Source organism: Kurthia huakuii LAM0618, from assembly GCF_000505545.1.
Classification (GTDB): Bacteria; Bacillota; Bacilli; order Bacillales_A; family Planococcaceae; genus Kurthia; species Kurthia huakuii.
Genome location: NZ_AYTB01000009.1, coordinates 1 through 15,723 on the forward strand (window position 1 = coordinate 1; position 15,723 = coordinate 15,723).

Consider the following 15,723-nt stretch of genomic DNA (forward strand, 5'->3'; position numbering starts at 1 on the left):
ATGTTCAAAACCAAGCGCTGTTGGTGTGCCAAACAGTTGCTCATAATGTGCGTCGACTGTCGATTGTGGCAAGTACGAGAAGATTCCACCGCCGTCGTTGTTCATGACAACAATCGTCAACTCACTCGGCTGGTAGCGACTCGCAATTAAACCGTTTGAATCGTGTAAAAAAGCTAAATCCCCAATTAATAAATACGTGTCGCGCTGTGAGGCATATTGTAAGCCAAATGCCGTTGACACAACACCGTCAATACCATTGGTGCCGCGGTTGCAAAAAATACGAATATCACGCGTCGTTTTTTCAAAAAATGTATCGACGTCACGAATTGGCATACTGCTGCTAGCGACTAAATCGCTATGCTCAGGTAACTGGCTAAATAATACGGCGGCAAGTGCGCCTTCATCATGCTGCGTCGCGACATAATTCGCACGGTGGCGAGCAGCAATCGCATTTGCGCGTTGCCACTGTGCAGTATACATTTGCTGTGCGGCTGTCGCTCGCACGGCAACGTCCGCAATCCAGTTGCCAATCGCCGCTTCAATATGATGCGTCGCGACATGTAATGAATCGCGGAATTTTGCATCTTCATCAATGATGATATAATGCGCCGGCTTCACTGCTGTTAAAAATAACATCAGCGGCTTTGACACAGGCTGTGCACCAAAACGAATGACCGTTTGTGGCATCATCTGTTTTTTAAACGATTCATTTTTTAAAATGGCATCATACTGCTCAATAACATACGGCATGCAATCCGCTGGAATATTTGTACGCATATGCGATAAGCTTTCGACTAATACAGGCCACTGCGTTTTACGCACAAATGCCCATAGCGCCTCTGTATGCGTATTTTGTGCCATTTCGCCAGCAATAATAAACCCTTGTTCGGTCGCTTGCATCGTTGTCGTTAAAAAATCGACTGCCGCTTTAGCAGGACGTACATCAGCGTGAAAATGCTGCTTAAATGTACGTGCTGGTAGCTTGTCGGCAAAGTCGATTAATAACGGTTCACGGAATGGGACATTGACTTGTACCGGTCCAAATGGCGCTTGTGTCGCTACTGCAACAGCTCGTGCCATATGGCGTTCAACAAACGGTAACGTCGCTTGGGCATCATCTGGAATAGGTAAGTCCACCGCCCATTTCACATGATGTCCATAAAGTCCTGGTTGTGCAATTGCTTGTGGTGCCCCAACCTCTCGTAATTCATGTGGTCGATCCGCCGTTAAAACGATCAATGGTAAGCGTGCATAATAAGCTTCAACAATCGCTGGGAAATAGTTCGCTGCTGCCGTACCTGATGTACAAATAAGCACGACCGGCTCTGCACTTTCCTTCGCAAGTCCGAGTGCTAAAAAGCCTGCTGAACGCTCATCAACTTGACGATACAATTCAAATTCCTTTGTTGATGCAAAGCCGTACGCAAGCGGCGTTGAACGCGAGCCTGGACTCACGACAACTTTTTTAACACCCGCTTCATATAAGGTAGCGACAATATTATAAACATAGTCGCTTAACTGTTTGTTATTCTCCATGTAACGTACCTCCAAAAGCACGCAGCATCGGGCGGAACTTTACTAAAGTTTCGTCATATTCACTCTGTGGTTCCGAATCTGCTACAATGCCACCACCTGCATATAAGTAAGCTTTATTGTCATGGACGAGTGCCGAACGAATCGCCACCGCAAACTCACCGTCACCTTCTGCATTCATCCAACCGATTGGTGCAGCGTAAAGACCGCGGTCTGTCGGCTCATATTCGCGAATGACTTCCATTGCACGCTCACGTGGTGCCCCGCCAAGCGCTGGCGTTGGATGTAAGTTTTTCACCATGCGTAAAATGCTCGCCTCTTCTTTTAATTGACCTTCAATTGGCGTAAATAAATGTTGAATGTCGCGAATTTTTAACAGCTGCGGTCCATTTGGCAATGTATAATTCGCACAGTTTTCATCAAATGATTGACGAATCATATCGACAACGTATTGATGCTCTTGCAAGTTTTTTGTATCCTGTAATAGCTCGCTACCATAGGCGTCATCCTGCTCCTTTGTCGAGCCTCGTTTAATCGAACCCGCGACACATGACGAGTAGGCATCATGGTCTTTTACCATCACAAGGCGCTCTGGTGAAGCCCCGAAGAAGAAGTCATCGCCATGTTCAATAACAAACAAATAACTCTCCGGTTGCTCGGCTGTAATTTGTGCGAGCATCATTTCTGATGTAATCGCCCCGTCAAACGCCAACGCGAGCGACCTCGCAATAACGACCTTATCGGCATCTTCATGTTTGATTAGCGTTGTGACGTTCTCAATCGATTGTAAGTACGCTGCTTTATGGCGCTCAATCGTTTGTGTAATTTGTGGTTTCGTATGTGATGCTACGCCATTTACTTGTGCACTATGCAATAATTCATCACGTTCTGTGCGCAGCGCTTGTTTTTGCGCCTCGGTAATCGGTTGCTCACTCACATAAAACGTATTAATAAATGTTTGCTCATTACGAATGACGAGTTGATGCGTCGCCACTGCAAAATAAGCTTCTGGGAATGCTTGCCATTCTTCCGCTGGTGTTTTTTCGGGATCGAATGTATAGCTTCCAAATAAAATGGGTTGTTGTTCATGCGCTTCAAGGTCCGCATGTTGAATTAAATTTTGCCATGCATTTTCAACTAATGCATAGCGATTTTCGTGGTCATCGCTCGTTACAGTATACGCATGACCTAGGCCGACCAATGTAAATGTTTTTTCACGGTTTTGCCAGAAGAATCGTTTTCCTTGAAACTTCGTAGCGCCCGCCTCATAAAATGCACGTGGCGATAAACTATCCATCTTCATCGTATCAATGTAAAACGATAGTTTAGCCGTTTGTTCGATATGATGGTCGCCATTTGTAATCGACAACTGTTGATTCATACAAATTCCCTCCGTCAATAGATTTTGCTCGTACGAAAACCTATTTGTAAAACTAAATTATCCTTATCTATCATACAACTTTCTATACGTTTCGGCACATATTAGCCCTTATTACACAAAAAAAGACGCCAGCTAGAGCGCCTTGTAAAATGGCTAAAACGCTTGTACATATCGCTCAAAATTTCCGGCAGCAATGCCTTCAATTTCTTCTGCTGTAAATGCTTGTGCTAACGCCGTTAATAGCTGTGGTGTGTCCCCTATATGGTGCAAGTTGTTAACGGTATGCTCAATGCCATCAAAATCAGAACCCAATCCTAAATGCTCGACACCTACTAAGTCCGCTAAATAACGGAAGTGCTTCACTAAATCGTCTAATGTAACGTCCGCTAAGCCATCTTCAACAATAAATGGTGGGTTGTAGACGACATGAATATGACCGCCATGCTCGACAAGTGCTGTTGCTTGTTCATCTGTTAAATTACGCACGTGCTCACACACCGTACGCGCATTTGAATGACTTGCAATAACGTGTTTAGCAAGCGGCAAGACATCCCAAAAACCTTGCATATTCAAATGTGACACGTCGATAATAATATCGTAATCATTTAAACACGCGACAACTTCTTTGCCAAAATCCGTTAACCCTTTTGTTGGGTCCTCTTGCGCGCCAAAAGCGACCGCATTTTCATAATTCCACGTCAGACCAACCAATTTGACACCTGCATTTAATAGCGTCTTTAATTTATGTAAGTCTGCCCCAATAGCATCGCAGCCTTCTAAGCTTAAAATAGCGCCAATTTGGCCATCTTCTAGCGTTGATAGCTGTTGCCACTCTGTAATATGAACCATTTCCGGTTGCGCTAACACTTGCGCTTGGAACAATTCAATTTGGCGTAGCGCTTCCATATAACGTTCCTTTACCGGAATGACCTCATCAATAAAAATCGCAAATACTTGCGCTTTAGCTTGTGCTTTTTGTAAATTGACGAACCCGCATTGCAGCGTATCATCTGTTCTGAAATCTGTCGGTTGCTCGCGTGATGATAGTTGATATAACACATCACAATGTAAATCAATTATTCGCATAGTTTGTTACCTTCTCTTTATGTTAGTATTCTCTCTATTATAACAAAAACACATGAAAGAAGAGAGGCACTATTTCAGCCTCTCTTTTTAGTGATTTGTTGAATAGCTTTCTGTTGTGCCACATTCTTGTTACTTACGCTAATTGCTACAATACATTTTGTTGTTCTTAACATAATTCCTTTAACAACAAAATTTAAATTATATTCCTAAAGATGTTTATGGATTGCATCGTGTAAAAATTGTGCCATACCTTCTGTGTGTTGGTCATAATACACTTTAAAGCGTTCATCATAAACATACATATCTGCTACTGATTTATGCATATCAGGTGTATATTTCGTCCAGCTGTGCATCAACCATTTCTTATGCAGTTGCGCTGCTGTTTTCGCATAATCTGAATCAAGTCCTGCTTGTAAGCCTAATTGTAGTTGTTCAAACAACTGTTGTTCTAATTGTTGCATATCCGCATATTGCGCTGCTGTTTTTCCCATTAATTTTGCATTGCTTGCGTCAATGGTCTCCTCTCCATATTTTGCACGAATTTCTTGACCATGTTGCTGTTCATTTTCTTCAATCAATGCTTTTTTAAAACCGTCAAAACGCTCGTTATCATTCATTGACTGTTCCTCCCTTAACTCTTGTAATGTTCGCTGAATATTTTGCTGTAATCGGTGTAATTGCTGCTGTTGCGCTGAAATAAGTTGTTGTTGCTTCTCAAGAAGTTTCTGAAGTTGTTGCTCATCGTCAAGTACACGTGTAATCTGTTCTAATGACAGTCCAAATTCTTTGTAAAATAAAATTTGTTGCAATCGCTTTACTTCTTGTTGATCGTATAAACGATAGCCACATTCACTATAATTTGTCGGGTGTAATAAACCGATTTGATCATAATAACGTAGCGTTCTTGTTGTGATATTTGCCAGCGTTGCTAATTCGTGAATCGTATACATCCACAACACCTCTTTTCCTGTAAATTTAAACTTCTTATATCTATCGTACAGCTTGACGTAACGTCAAAGGCAAGCGTAAATACAAAAAAACCTGAAGAATTTATTCTTCAGGTTTTCATTATGTATGACCCCTACGGGATTCGAACCCGTGTTACCGCCGTGAAAGGGCGGTGTCTTAACCGCTTGACCAAGGGGCCGTCTAACAAAAAATGGTGGAGTAGAGAGGATTTGAACCTCCGCGCCGGTTACCCGACCTACACCCTTAGCAGGGGCGCCTCTTCAGCCTCTTGAGTACTACTCCATATGGCTCCGTTGGTAGGACTCGAACCTACGACCCTCTGATTAACAGTCAGATGCTACTACCAACTGAGCTACAACGGAATAATATAATGGTGGGCCTAAATGGACTCGAACCATCGACCTCACGCTTATCAGGCGTGCGCTCTAACCAGCTGAGCTATAGGCCCGTGTATAAAAAAATAAGCGGGTGAGGAGAATCGAACTCCCGACAACAGCTTGGAAGGCTGTGGTTTTACCACTAAACTACACCCGCGTGGTGGGTTTGGACGGAATCGAACCGCCGACACTTAGAGCTTCAATCTAATGCTCTACCAACTGAGCTACAAACCCATATAAAAATGGCGGTCCGGACGGGACTCGAACCCGCGACCTCCTGCGTGACAGGCAGGCATTCTAACCAGCTGAACTACCGGACCATTGGTTGCGGGGACAGGATTTGAACCTGCGACCTTCGGGTTATGAGCCCGACGAGCTACCGAACTGCTCCACCCCGCGATAATGAATATTAAATTAAAAATGGAGGAGGTAGAGGGATTCGAACCCCCGCGCGGTTTGACCCGCCTGTTGGTTTTCAAGACCAATCCCTTCAGCCAGACTTGGGTATACCTCCATGTATAAAAAGAAAAAAATAAATCGAGTTTTTTGTTATGGTGGACCTTGCAGGACTCGAACCTGCGACCGGACGGTTATGAGCCGTCTGCTCTAACCAACTGAGCTAAAGGTCCTTCTTTAGGTAATATGGCGGCCGAGGGGATCGAACCCCCGACCTCCCGGGTATGAACCGGACGCTCTAGCCAGCTGAGCTAGGCCGCCATAATAATAATTGGTTAGTTAAAAAATTGGTGGAGCCTAGCGGGATCGAACCGCTGACCTCCTGCGTGCAAGGCAGGCGCTCTCCCAGCTGAGCTAAGGCCCCATGAAAATGGTCGGAATGACAGGATTCGAACCTGCGACCCCTTGGTCCCAAACCAAGTGCTCTACCAAGCTGAGCTACATTCCGAACAAAAAATGGTGCGCCCAGCAGAAGTCGAATCCACAACCTTCTGATCCGTAGTCAGACGCTCTATCCAATTGAGCTATGGGCGCAAAAAATAATATTAAATTTAAAATAAAATGGTGCCGAGGGCCGGAATCGAACCGGCACGGTAGTCACCTACCGCAGGATTTTAAGTCCTGTGCGTCTGCCAGTTCCGCCACCCCGGCATAATTTGGAGCGGAAGACGAGGTTCGAACTCGCGACCCCCACCTTGGCAAGGTGATGTTCTACCACTGAACTACTTCCGCATTATGCAAAGATTAAAAATTAATCTGGCAATATAAAGTTTTAAAATATAAATGGTGCGGGTGAAGGGAGTCGAACCCCCACGCCTTGCGGCGCTAGATCCTAAGTCTAGTGCGTCTGCCAATTCCGCCACACCCGCGTTAGAAAAAATGGTGAGTCATGCAGGATTCGAACCAGCGACCCTCTGATTAAAAGTCAGATGCTCTACCAACTGAGCTAATGACTCACAATAAATGTAATTGTGATATAAATGGTGCCGGCGAAAGGAGTCGAACCCTCGACCTACTGATTACAAGTCAGTTGCTCTACCAACTGAGCTACACCGGCATAATAAAATGGTGGAGGATGACGGGATCGAACCGCCGACCCCCTGCTTGTAAGGCAGGTGCTCTCCCAGCTGAGCTAATCCTCCATATATAACAGCCTAGCAACGTCCTACTCTCGCAGGGGGAAACCCCCAACTACCATCGGCGCTAAAGAGCTTAACTACTGTGTTCGGAATGGGAACAGGTGTGACCTCTTTGCCATCATTACTAGACTATTTAATTACCTTTTCTCAAGGACATTAATTATTTTAACATCATTTTGAGTGAAAGTCAATTACTTTTTTAGAAAAATAATTATTCTTTCAAAACTGGATAAAATGTGACATGAAAGTATATTTGGTTAAGTCCTCGACCTATTAGTATTCGTCAACTCCGTATGTCGCCATACTTCCATCTCGAACCTATCTACCTGATCGTCTTTCAGGGGTCTTACTTACTTGCGTAATGGGAAATCTCATCTTGAGGGGGGCTTCATGCTTAGATGCTTTCAGCACTTATCCCGTCCACACATAGCTACCCAGCGATGCCTTTGGCAAGACAACTGGTACACCAGCGGTGTGTCCATCCCGGTCCTCTCGTACTAAGGACAGCTCCTCTCAAATTTCCTACGCCCACGACGGATAGGGACCGAACTGTCTCACGACGTTCTGAACCCAGCTCGCGTACCGCTTTAATGGGCGAACAGCCCAACCCTTGGGACCGACTACAGCCCCAGGATGCGATGAGCCGACATCGAGGTGCCAAACCTCCCCGTCGATGTGGACTCTTGGGGGAGATAAGCCTGTTATCCCCAGGGTAGCTTTTATCCGTTGAGCGATGGCCCTTCCATGCGGAACCACCGGATCACTAAGCCCGTCTTTCGACCCTGCTCGACTTGTAGGTCTCGCAGTCAAGCTCCCTTGTGCCTTTACACTCTGCGAATGATTTCCAACCATTCTGAGGGAACCTTTGGGCGCCTCCGTTACCTTTTAGGAGGCGACCGCCCCAGTCAAACTGTCTGCCTGACACTGTCTCCCACCCCGATAAGGGGTGCGGGTTAGAAGTTCAATACATTTAGGGTAGTATCCCAACAACGCCTCCACCGAAACTGGCGTTCCGGTCTCTCAGGCTCCTACCTATCCTGTACAAAATGTATCAAAATTCAATATCAAGCTACAGTAAAGCTCCATGGGGTCTTTCCGTCCTGTCGCGGGTAACCTGCATCTTCACAGGTACTATAATTTCACCGAGTCTCTCGTTGAGACAGTGCCCAAATCGTTACGCCTTTCGTGCGGGTCGGAACTTACCCGACAAGGAATTTCGCTACCTTAGGACCGTTATAGTTACGGCCGCCGTTTACTGGGGCTTCAATTCTCAGCTTCGCTTGCGCTAACCAATCCTCTTAACCTTCCAGCACCGGGCAGGCGTCAGCCCCTATACATCACCTTACGGTTTAGCAGAGACCTGTGTTTTTGATAAACAGTCGCTTGGGCCTATTCACTGCGGCTCTCTCGGGCTTGCACCCTACCAGAGCACCCCTTATCCCTAAGTTACGGGGTCATTTTGCCGAGTTCCTTAACGAGAGTTCTCTCGCTCACCTTAGGATTCTCTCCTCGACTACCTGTGTCGGTTTGCGGTACGGGCACCTCTCACCTCGCTAGAGGCTTTTCTTGGCAGTGTGAAATCAGGAACTTCGCTCTAAGAGCTTCGCTATCACAGCTCAATGTTAAAGAGTGCGGATTTGCCTACACTCACACCTCACTGCTTAGACGCGCATAACCAACAGCGCGCTTACCCTATCCTACTGCGTCCCCCCATTACTCAAATGGTGAGGAGGTGGTACAGGAATATCAACCTGTTATCCATCGCCTACGCCTATCGGCCTCGGCTTAGGTCCCGACTAACCCTGAGCGGACGAGCCTTCCTCAGGAAACCTTAGTCATTCGGTGGATGGGATTCTCACCCATCTTTCGCTACTCATACCGGCATTCTCACTTCTAAGCGCTCCACCAGTCCTTACGATCTGACTTCACAGCGATTAGAACGCTCTCCTACCACGGACATCTGAGATGTCCATCCACAGCTTCGGTGAATCGTTTAGCCCCGATACATTTTCGGCGCAGCGTCACTCGACCAGTGAGCTATTACGCACTCTTTAAATGATGGCTGCTTCTGAGCCAACATCCTGGTTGTCTAAGCAACGTCACATCCTTTTCCACTTAACGATTACTTGGGGACCTTAGCTGGTGGTCTGGGCTGTTTCCCTTTTGACTACGGATCTTATCACTCGCAGTCTGACTCCCGCGTATAAATCATTGGCATTCGGAGTTTGTCTGAATTCGGTAATCCGGGATGGACCCCTAGTCCAAACAGTGCTCTACCTCCAAGATTCTTAGCCGCGAGGCTAGCCCTAAAGCTATTTCGGAGAGAACCAGCTATTTCCAGGTTCGATTGGAATTTCTCCGCTACCCACACCTCATCCCCGCACTTTTCAACGTACGTGGGTTCGGGCCTCCAGTAAGTGTTACCTTACCTTCACCCTGGACATGGGTAGATCACCTGGTTTCGGGTCTACAACCACATACTCATTCGCCCTATTCAGACTCGCTTTCGCTACGGCTCCGCCTTATCAGCTTAACCTTGCATGGGATCGTAACTCGCCGGTTCATTCTACAAAAGGCACGCTATCACCCATTAACGGGCTCTAACTACTTGTAGGCACATGGTTTCAGGATCTCTTTCACTCCCCTTCCGGGGTGCTTTTCACCTTTCCCTCACGGTACTGGTTCACTATCGGTCACTAGAGAGTATTTAGCCTTGGGAGATGGTCCTCCCAGATTCCGACGGAATTTCACGTGTTCCGCCGTACTCAGGATCCACTCTGGAGGGAATGAACTTTCAACTACAGGACTGTTACCTTCTTTGGTGGGCCTTTCCATGCCGCTTCGCTTAACTCATTCCTTTGTAACTCCGTATAGAGTGTCCTACAACCCCAAGGAGCAAGCTCCTTGGTTTGGGCTCTTCCCGTTTCGCTCGCCGCTACTAAGGGAATCGAATTTTCTTTCTCTTCCTTCAGGTACTTAGATGTTTCAGTTCCCTGAGTCTGCCATCATCACGCTATGAATTCACGTGTAGATACTGTCCTATTAAAAACAGTGGGTTCCCCCATTCGGAAATCTCCGGATCAAAGCTCACTTACAGCTCCCCGAAGCATATCGGTGTTAGTGCCGTCCTTCATCGGCTTCTAGTGCCAAGGCATCCGCCATGCGCCCTTAATAACTTAACCTATATAAGTTATTAAGCCTAAAAATTAAAACTTAATAATAAAAAAATCTATAATAGAAATTTGTTTGTTACTTTCAATGTCGTTTTATCCAGTTTTCAAAGAACAAGTTTTAGAAGATTCATAAACCTTCAAAACTGAACAGCAAGTGTAATCGTAGATGACCGAGTCATCTATTCCGTAATAATCCTTAGAAAGGAGGTGATCCAGCCGCACCTTCCGATACGGCTACCTTGTTACGACTTCACCCCAATCATCTATCCCACCTTAGACGGCTGGCTCCATAAATGGTTACCCCACCGGCTTCGGGTGTTACAAACTCTCGTGGTGTGACGGGCGGTGTGTACAAGGCCCGGGAACGTATTCACCGCGGCATGCTGATCCGCGATTACTAGCGATTCCGGCTTCATGTAGTCGAGTTGCAGACTACAATCCGAACTGAGAACGGTTTTATGAGATTGGCTAACCCTCGCGGGCTTGCAGCTCTCTGTACCGTCCATTGTAGCACGTGTGTAGCCCAGGTCATAAGGGGCATGATGATTTGACGTCATCCCCACCTTCCTCCGGTTTGTCACCGGCAGTCTCCTTAGAGTGCCCAACTAAATGATGGCAACTAAGAATAAGGGTTGCGCTCGTTGCGGGACTTAACCCAACATCTCACGACACGAGCTGACGACAACCATGCACCACCTGTCACCAATGTCCCCGAAGGGAAAGTCTTATCTCTAAGACGGTCATTGGGATGTCAAGACCTGGTAAGGTTCTTCGCGTTGCTTCGAATTAAACCACATGCTCCACCGCTTGTGCGGGCCCCCGTCAATTCCTTTGAGTTTCAACCTTGCGGTCGTACTCCCCAGGCGGAGTGCTTAATGCGTTAGCTGCAGCACTAAGGGGCGGAAACCCCCTAACACTTAGCACTCATCGTTTACGGCGTGGACTACCAGGGTATCTAATCCTGTTTGCTCCCCACGCTTTCGCGCCTCAGTGTCAGTTACAGACCAGACAGTCGCCTTCGCCACTGGTGTTCCTCCAAATCTCTACGCATTTCACCGCTACACTTGGAATTCCACTATCCTCTTCTGCACTCAAGTTCCCCAGTTTCCAATGACCCTCCACGGTTGAGCCGTGGGCTTTCACATCAGACTTAAGAAACCACCTGCGCGCGCTTTACGCCCAATAAATCCGGACAACGCTTGCCACCTACGTATTACCGCGGCTGCTGGCACGTAGTTAGCCGTGGCTTTCTAATAAGGTACCGTCAAGGCGCGTTCATTACCTAACGCACTTGTTCTTCCCTTACAACAGAGTTTTACGATCCGAAAACCTTCATCACTCACGCGGCGTTGCTCCATCAGACTTTCGTCCATTGTGGAAGATTCCCTACTGCTGCCTCCCGTAGGAGTTTGGGCCGTGTCTCAGTCCCAATGTGGCCGATCACCCTCTCAGGTCGGCTATGCATCGTTGCCTTGGTAGGCCGTTACCCTACCAACTAGCTAATGCACCGCGGGCCCATCCTGTAGTGACGCCGAAGCGCCTTTTAGCTTAAAGCCATGAGGCTAAAAGAATTATCCGGTATTAGCTCCGGTTTCCCGAAGTTATCCCAGTCTACAGGGCAGGTTGCCCACGTGTTACTCACCCGTCCGCCGCTAGGTTGTTTGAAATGCAAGCATTCCAAATAACCTCGCTCGACTTGCATGTATTAGGCACGCCGCCAGCGTTCGTCCTGAGCCAGGATCAAACTCTCCATAAAAAGTGTTTGAAAGCTCATTTGCTTTGCTAGCGTTATCTTGCTTGATAACATTTTGTTTCGATTCTTAATTGAACCGAATTTATTGTGATTACATCTTGCTTGTTCAGTTTTCAAGGTTCATTGTATCGCTTTGTTAGCGACTCATTTACTTTATCACGATAACTTTCGAAAAGCAAGTGCTTTTTTAATTGTTATTTTTATAAAGTTTTGTGCGTCGCCTTAACGACAATTAATACTATAAACCATGAAACTATTATTCGTCAATAGTTTTTCTAAAATATTTTTTGATTTTCTTTTCATCGATTGTGTAGAAAATAATACCAGCTAACACAATGATGCCACCAATCACTTGCGTTGAACGTAAATGTTCATTGAAAACGAAGTATGCCAATATAGAAGCGCCAACTGGTTCAAATAAAATGGCAATGGAAATCGCATTAGCTGATACATATTTTAAAGCCCAATTAAATAAGTTGTGACCTAATAAATTAGGGATAATCGCTAATAACACAAACCAGAACCAATCCACCGGTGGATACGGTCCAAAGCTTTCTCCTTTTGCTAGCATATAAATAGCTAACACGACTGTACTTATCGCATAAACATTAATCGTATACGTTGTTGATGAAATATTTTGGCGAACACTTTGGCCACATAACATATAGAAGGAAATCAACGCACAGGCAACTAATGCTAATAAATCACCAAATAATGCTGTACCACCTACTTGGATGTCTCCCCATGCTAGTAAGACACTTCCTGAAATGGCAATCATCGCAGCAATCATCGTTTTAGTCGTAACTTTTTCTTTGAATAGAAGATACGTGCCAACAATTGCAAATAATGGTTGCAACGTGACAAGTACTGTTGAGCTCGCTACGGATGTGTAGTTTAGTGATTCAAACCATAAAATAAAGTGGAATGCGAGGAAAATTCCCGATAGCGTCATAATGCCCCACTGTTTCCAATTGATGATGCGCAATTCTTGGCGATGTTTGAACCAAAATAACGGCAACATAAGTATTACCGAAAATAGCATACGGTAAAAGGCGATGGCGCCAGCTTCTGCAGTAGCAAGTTTTACAAAAATAGCAGAGGCTGCAACCGACAAAACGCCTATAATTATAGCGAAGTATGGATGCATTTTCTTTCTCCTTGCAAATTTGGTTAAATACTCCACTTATCTAATGTACAATGAAGCAATAGCTTATTCTCTCATTAAACATATAAACTGACAATATCATTATTAGGAGGATTTTAATGGAATGGTTAACGGATTATAGCTTACTAGAAGAAGCCAGCATTAAGATGGCCATCGCTGCTACTTTAAGTTTAATTATCGGGGTGGAACGGGAATTAAAAAGAAAGCCTGTTGGTTTAAAAACAAGCCTCGTCATCGCAACATTCAGTTGTTTATTGACGATTATTTCAATGGAATCGGTGCTACGTGCAACACCGGTTGAAGGAATCAATGTCACGATGGACCCGCTTCGTTTAGCGGCACAAATCGTCAGTGGTATCGGCTTCCTCGGTGCTGGTGTTATTTTACACCGCACAAATGATAGCATTACCGGCTTAACAACGGCCGCGATGATTTGGGGTGCGGCTGGGATTGGGATTGCTGTTGGCGCAGGATTTTACATTCCAGCAATTATCGCCGTCTTTATCGTCTTGCTTGGCGTTGAAGTAATTGCCCCCTTGTTTTTCCGCTTAGGTCCAGCACATTTACATCGTCGCGAAGCTTTTTTAACGGTCGTTATTGCAAACGTAGAGAACATCGACCAGCTCTTACATTATTTAAAGGAGCATGACTTTACAATTGATGACCTGCACATTAAAGACTTCAAAGATTCAGACCGCATCAAACATGTCATAACTGCACAGCTTTCTTTGCTACCAGAAGAAGATGCCTTCACGATGTACCGCACGATTCGTAAGCTCGATTATGTTGAAACAGTAGAAATTGAACTTCAATCTTAGGAGGTAACTCATGAGTGAATTTTTTTCATTGTTAAAACATGGTAACAAGCCCTCGCTGATGGCGGGTTTCATCAATTTAATTTTAGGAATCATTAAAGGAGTGGCGTATTTCTTTACCGGCAATGTGGCAATGTTTGCCGAAATGATGCACTCGCTTGGCGACGCCGCCAATCAATTTTTTGTTTTTGTCGGTTCGGCTTTATCGAAAAAGGCGCCAACACGTAAATTCCCAACTGGTTTTGGACGCGTCATTAACTTAGTATGTTTATTCGCCGTTATCATTGTCGGCATTTTAGCATACGAAACGATTTTAGAAGGCTTTCATCATATTTTAAACCCAACAACTTCTACCGGCGTATGGATTGTGCTTAGCGTATTAGCGCTCGGCATTCTTTTAGAAGGGGCGGTCTTGCTAAAGGCATGTCACGAAATTAATACCGAAGTCGGTGTCCAAGCAAAAGGAATGACAGCATTTATCAAAGCGATTCACAATTTGGGGCGCGCGAAACCAGCGACAAAACTCGTATTTATGGAAGATACTGTCGCAACGCTCGGGAATGTACTCGCCTTTATCGCTGTACTCATCGCTCATTACACACCATTCGTACAAATCGAAGGGATTGTATCGATGATTATTGGTGCTATGATGTTCATCGTCGTCGGCACAGTCTTTTTAGAAAATGCGCGCGGGGCCATTGGCGAAACCGATGAAGAAATGCTCAATCATATCGCCTATCTAGTATCGGATAATGAGCACGTGAAAGATATTCGTCGCCTTGAAGTCATTAAAGAAGGAGAAGCACTGCATGTAGAACTCATGGCCGAAATTAATCCGTCTGTGACAGTCGCTTTTGCCGATGATGTGCGCGACGATTTAATGAAGCTTATTTTAGCGCAAAAAGGTGTGTCACGTGCTACAATTTACTTTGATGAGGATGATGGTGTGACGAACTGGAGTCATATCGGTGAGCGACCAGAATCGTTAAAAACAGAGCATGCAAATTTAACATCAAAGTAGTAACAGCATCATGCTATTCTATTTTTTATTGTGATAGAAAAAGGAATTGCACAGTGCGGCAATTCCTTTTTTCATTGAATGAGGAGCTGACGGAATGCGTACATTGGTAATTGGTGATATTCATGGAGAGTTAACGATGTTAAAAGAGCTACTGCAAAAAGTAGCGTACGATGCAACAACAGATGAACTCATTTTACTAGGAGATTATATTGACCGAGGTCCCGATTCAAAAGGTGTACTTGATTTTGTACAATCATTAAAAGAGCATGGGGCCATTTGTTTATCGGGCAATCACGAGCAGCTCATGCTTGAGGCATTTGAACATCGCTCGACCGATGATTGGCTGCACTGGCTCCATACGGCTGGTGGGGTGGCAACACTGAAAAGCTATGGCTTTGGCAGCGAGGCGATTGAACATAGTATGTCGAGCGATGGCTTCCTGACAGCGGAAATCGCGGCGCATCTCGATGTTATCCGTTCACTAGAGACGTATGTTGAGCGCGATGACTATATTTTTGTACATGGTGGCGTCGACCCAGAAATTCCACTCAGCATTACGCCGAAACATCGCCTGATGTGGATTCGCAGTGAATTCCACGACAATTATCGCGGCAAAAAAACCGTTGTTTTTGGTCATACCCCAACGCCTCGTCTCCATAAAGAACGCGGCAATTTTGCACCGTATTTCGGTGACAACAATATTATCGGCTTAGATGGTGGTGCGGTATTTGGCGGCGCACTTCATTGTCTTGTATTACCTGAACGCCACGTTATCTCGATTAATGCACATTAAAAAGAGGCTTTGACAAAACAGTTCATGTTCCTTTTTTAGCGTTCACCACAAAAAACCGGAAC

General features: G+C 45.4%; 8 protein-coding genes, 20 tRNA genes and 3 rRNA genes. 3 read left to right on the forward strand and 28 right to left on the reverse strand.

Features of this window, described 5'->3' with window-relative positions; genetic code table 11:
* The 28 genes from menD to V514_RS0108540 all read right to left on the reverse strand — a co-directional run.
* On the reverse strand, positions 1–1,536 hold a 1,536-nt coding region (menD, locus tag V514_RS0108405), incomplete at its 3' end, for a 2-succinyl-5-enolpyruvyl-6-hydroxy-3-cyclohexene-1-carboxylic-acid synthase (RefSeq protein ID WP_029499537.1).
* On the reverse strand, positions 1,526–2,914 hold the full coding sequence (locus V514_RS0108410) for an isochorismate synthase (protein WP_029499533.1): 1,389 nt from the start codon (positions 2,912–2,914) through the stop codon (positions 1,526–1,528). The genes V514_RS0108410 and menD, both read right to left, overlap by 11 nt.
* 153 nt (positions 2,915–3,067) lie before the next feature.
* Positions 3,068–4,000 (reverse strand): dipeptidase, encoded by a 933-nt coding sequence (locus V514_RS0108415; protein ID WP_029499534.1) that lies wholly within the window; start codon positions 3,998–4,000, stop codon positions 3,068–3,070.
* Between the two features lie 206 nt (positions 4,001–4,206).
* Positions 4,207–4,950, reverse strand: coding sequence for a MerR family transcriptional regulator (locus V514_RS0108420; protein ID WP_029499535.1), 744 nt, complete (start codon positions 4,948–4,950; stop codon positions 4,207–4,209).
* A gap of 125 nt (positions 4,951–5,075) precedes the next feature.
* Positions 5,076–5,147: transfer RNA gene (locus tag V514_RS0108425), tRNA-Glu, on the reverse strand.
* 13 nt (positions 5,148–5,160) lie between these two features.
* Positions 5,161–5,251, reverse strand: a tRNA-Ser gene (locus V514_RS0108430).
* 3 nt (positions 5,252–5,254) lie between these two features.
* Positions 5,255–5,331: transfer RNA gene (locus V514_RS0108435), tRNA-Asn, on the reverse strand.
* A 9-nt stretch (positions 5,332–5,340) separates the two neighbouring features.
* Positions 5,341–5,417: transfer RNA gene (locus V514_RS0108440), tRNA-Ile, on the reverse strand.
* Between the two features lie 15 nt (positions 5,418–5,432).
* A tRNA-Gly gene (locus V514_RS0108445) sits at positions 5,433–5,503 on the reverse strand.
* Position 5,504: 1 nt separating this feature from the next.
* Positions 5,505–5,580 (reverse strand) — tRNA-Phe (locus tag V514_RS0108450).
* A gap of 9 nt (positions 5,581–5,589) precedes the next feature.
* Positions 5,590–5,666 (reverse strand) — tRNA-Asp (locus tag V514_RS0108455).
* A 2-nt stretch (positions 5,667–5,668) separates the two neighbouring features.
* Positions 5,669–5,745 (reverse strand) — tRNA-Met (locus V514_RS0108460).
* 22 nt (positions 5,746–5,767) lie between these two features.
* A tRNA-Ser gene (locus V514_RS0108465) sits at positions 5,768–5,860 on the reverse strand.
* Between the two features lie 38 nt (positions 5,861–5,898).
* Positions 5,899–5,975: transfer RNA gene (locus tag V514_RS0108470), tRNA-Ile, on the reverse strand.
* A 14-nt stretch (positions 5,976–5,989) separates the two neighbouring features.
* A tRNA-Met gene (locus V514_RS0108475) sits at positions 5,990–6,063 on the reverse strand.
* A 27-nt stretch (positions 6,064–6,090) separates the two neighbouring features.
* Positions 6,091–6,166 (reverse strand) — tRNA-Ala (locus tag V514_RS0108480).
* 7 nt (positions 6,167–6,173) lie between these two features.
* A tRNA-Pro gene (locus V514_RS0108485) sits at positions 6,174–6,250 on the reverse strand.
* 9 nt (positions 6,251–6,259) lie between these two features.
* A tRNA-Arg gene (locus tag V514_RS0108490) sits at positions 6,260–6,336 on the reverse strand.
* A 28-nt stretch (positions 6,337–6,364) separates the two neighbouring features.
* A tRNA-Leu gene (locus V514_RS0108495) sits at positions 6,365–6,453 on the reverse strand.
* Positions 6,454–6,459: 6 nt separating this feature from the next.
* Positions 6,460–6,534: transfer RNA gene (locus V514_RS0108500), tRNA-Gly, on the reverse strand.
* Between the two features lie 52 nt (positions 6,535–6,586).
* A tRNA-Leu gene (locus V514_RS0108505) sits at positions 6,587–6,671 on the reverse strand.
* A gap of 11 nt (positions 6,672–6,682) precedes the next feature.
* A tRNA-Lys gene (locus V514_RS0108510) sits at positions 6,683–6,758 on the reverse strand.
* A gap of 25 nt (positions 6,759–6,783) precedes the next feature.
* Positions 6,784–6,859: transfer RNA gene (locus tag V514_RS0108515), tRNA-Thr, on the reverse strand.
* A 9-nt stretch (positions 6,860–6,868) separates the two neighbouring features.
* Positions 6,869–6,944, reverse strand: a tRNA-Val gene (locus tag V514_RS0108520).
* A gap of 10 nt (positions 6,945–6,954) precedes the next feature.
* Positions 6,955–7,070: ribosomal RNA gene (gene rrf / locus V514_RS0108525) — 5S ribosomal RNA — on the reverse strand.
* 124 nt (positions 7,071–7,194) lie between these two features.
* Positions 7,195–10,123, reverse strand: a 23S ribosomal RNA gene (locus tag V514_RS0108530).
* 191 nt (positions 10,124–10,314) lie between these two features.
* Positions 10,315–11,870: ribosomal RNA gene (locus V514_RS0108535) — 16S ribosomal RNA — on the reverse strand.
* The 16S, 23S and 5S rRNA genes sit together here with 20 tRNA genes alongside, the layout of an rRNA operon.
* A gap of 253 nt (positions 11,871–12,123) precedes the next feature.
* A complete protein-coding gene (locus V514_RS0108540; RefSeq protein WP_029499538.1) occupies positions 12,124–13,014 on the reverse strand; it encodes a DMT family transporter in 891 nt (296 codons plus the stop codon).
* Positions 13,015–13,130: 116 nt separating this feature from the next.
* Here V514_RS0108540 and V514_RS0108545 point away from each other — a divergent pair, with 116 nt between their 5' ends.
* The 3 genes from V514_RS0108545 to V514_RS0108555 all read left to right on the forward strand — a co-directional run bounded on the left by V514_RS0108545 (position 13,131) and on the right by V514_RS0108555 (position 15,661).
* Complete coding sequence (locus V514_RS0108545) at positions 13,131–13,850, forward strand: MgtC/SapB family protein (protein WP_029499539.1); 720 nt, start codon at positions 13,131–13,133, stop codon at positions 13,848–13,850.
* Between the two features lie 10 nt (positions 13,851–13,860).
* Entirely contained in the window at positions 13,861–14,868 is a 1,008-nt protein-coding gene (locus V514_RS0108550; RefSeq protein WP_029499540.1) for a cation diffusion facilitator family transporter, read from the forward strand.
* Positions 14,869–14,962: 94 nt separating this feature from the next.
* Positions 14,963–15,661, forward strand: coding sequence for a metallophosphoesterase family protein (locus tag V514_RS0108555; protein WP_029499541.1), 699 nt, complete (start codon positions 14,963–14,965; stop codon positions 15,659–15,661).
* The last annotated feature ends 62 nt before the right edge of the window (positions 15,662–15,723 follow it).

Coding starts and splice junctions, on each gene's coding strand:
- V514_RS0108550 (WP_029499540.1), top strand. CDS start 13,861: ATGAGTGAATTTTTTTCATTGTTAAAACATGGTAACAAGCCCTCGCTG.
- V514_RS0108545 (WP_029499539.1), top strand. CDS start 13,131: ATGGAATGGTTAACGGATTATAGCTTACTAGAAGAAGCCAGCATTAAG.
- V514_RS0108410 (WP_029499533.1), bottom strand. CDS start 2,914: ATGAATCAACAGTTGTCGATTACAAATGGCGACCATCATATCGAACAA.
- V514_RS0108420 (WP_029499535.1), bottom strand. CDS start 4,950: ATGTATACGATTCACGAATTAGCAACGCTGGCAAATATCACAACAAGA.
- V514_RS0108415 (WP_029499534.1), bottom strand. CDS start 4,000: ATGCGAATAATTGATTTACATTGTGATGTGTTATATCAACTATCATCA.
- V514_RS0108555 (WP_029499541.1), top strand. CDS start 14,963: ATGCGTACATTGGTAATTGGTGATATTCATGGAGAGTTAACGATGTTA.
- V514_RS0108540 (WP_029499538.1), bottom strand. CDS start 13,014: ATGCATCCATACTTCGCTATAATTATAGGCGTTTTGTCGGTTGCAGCC.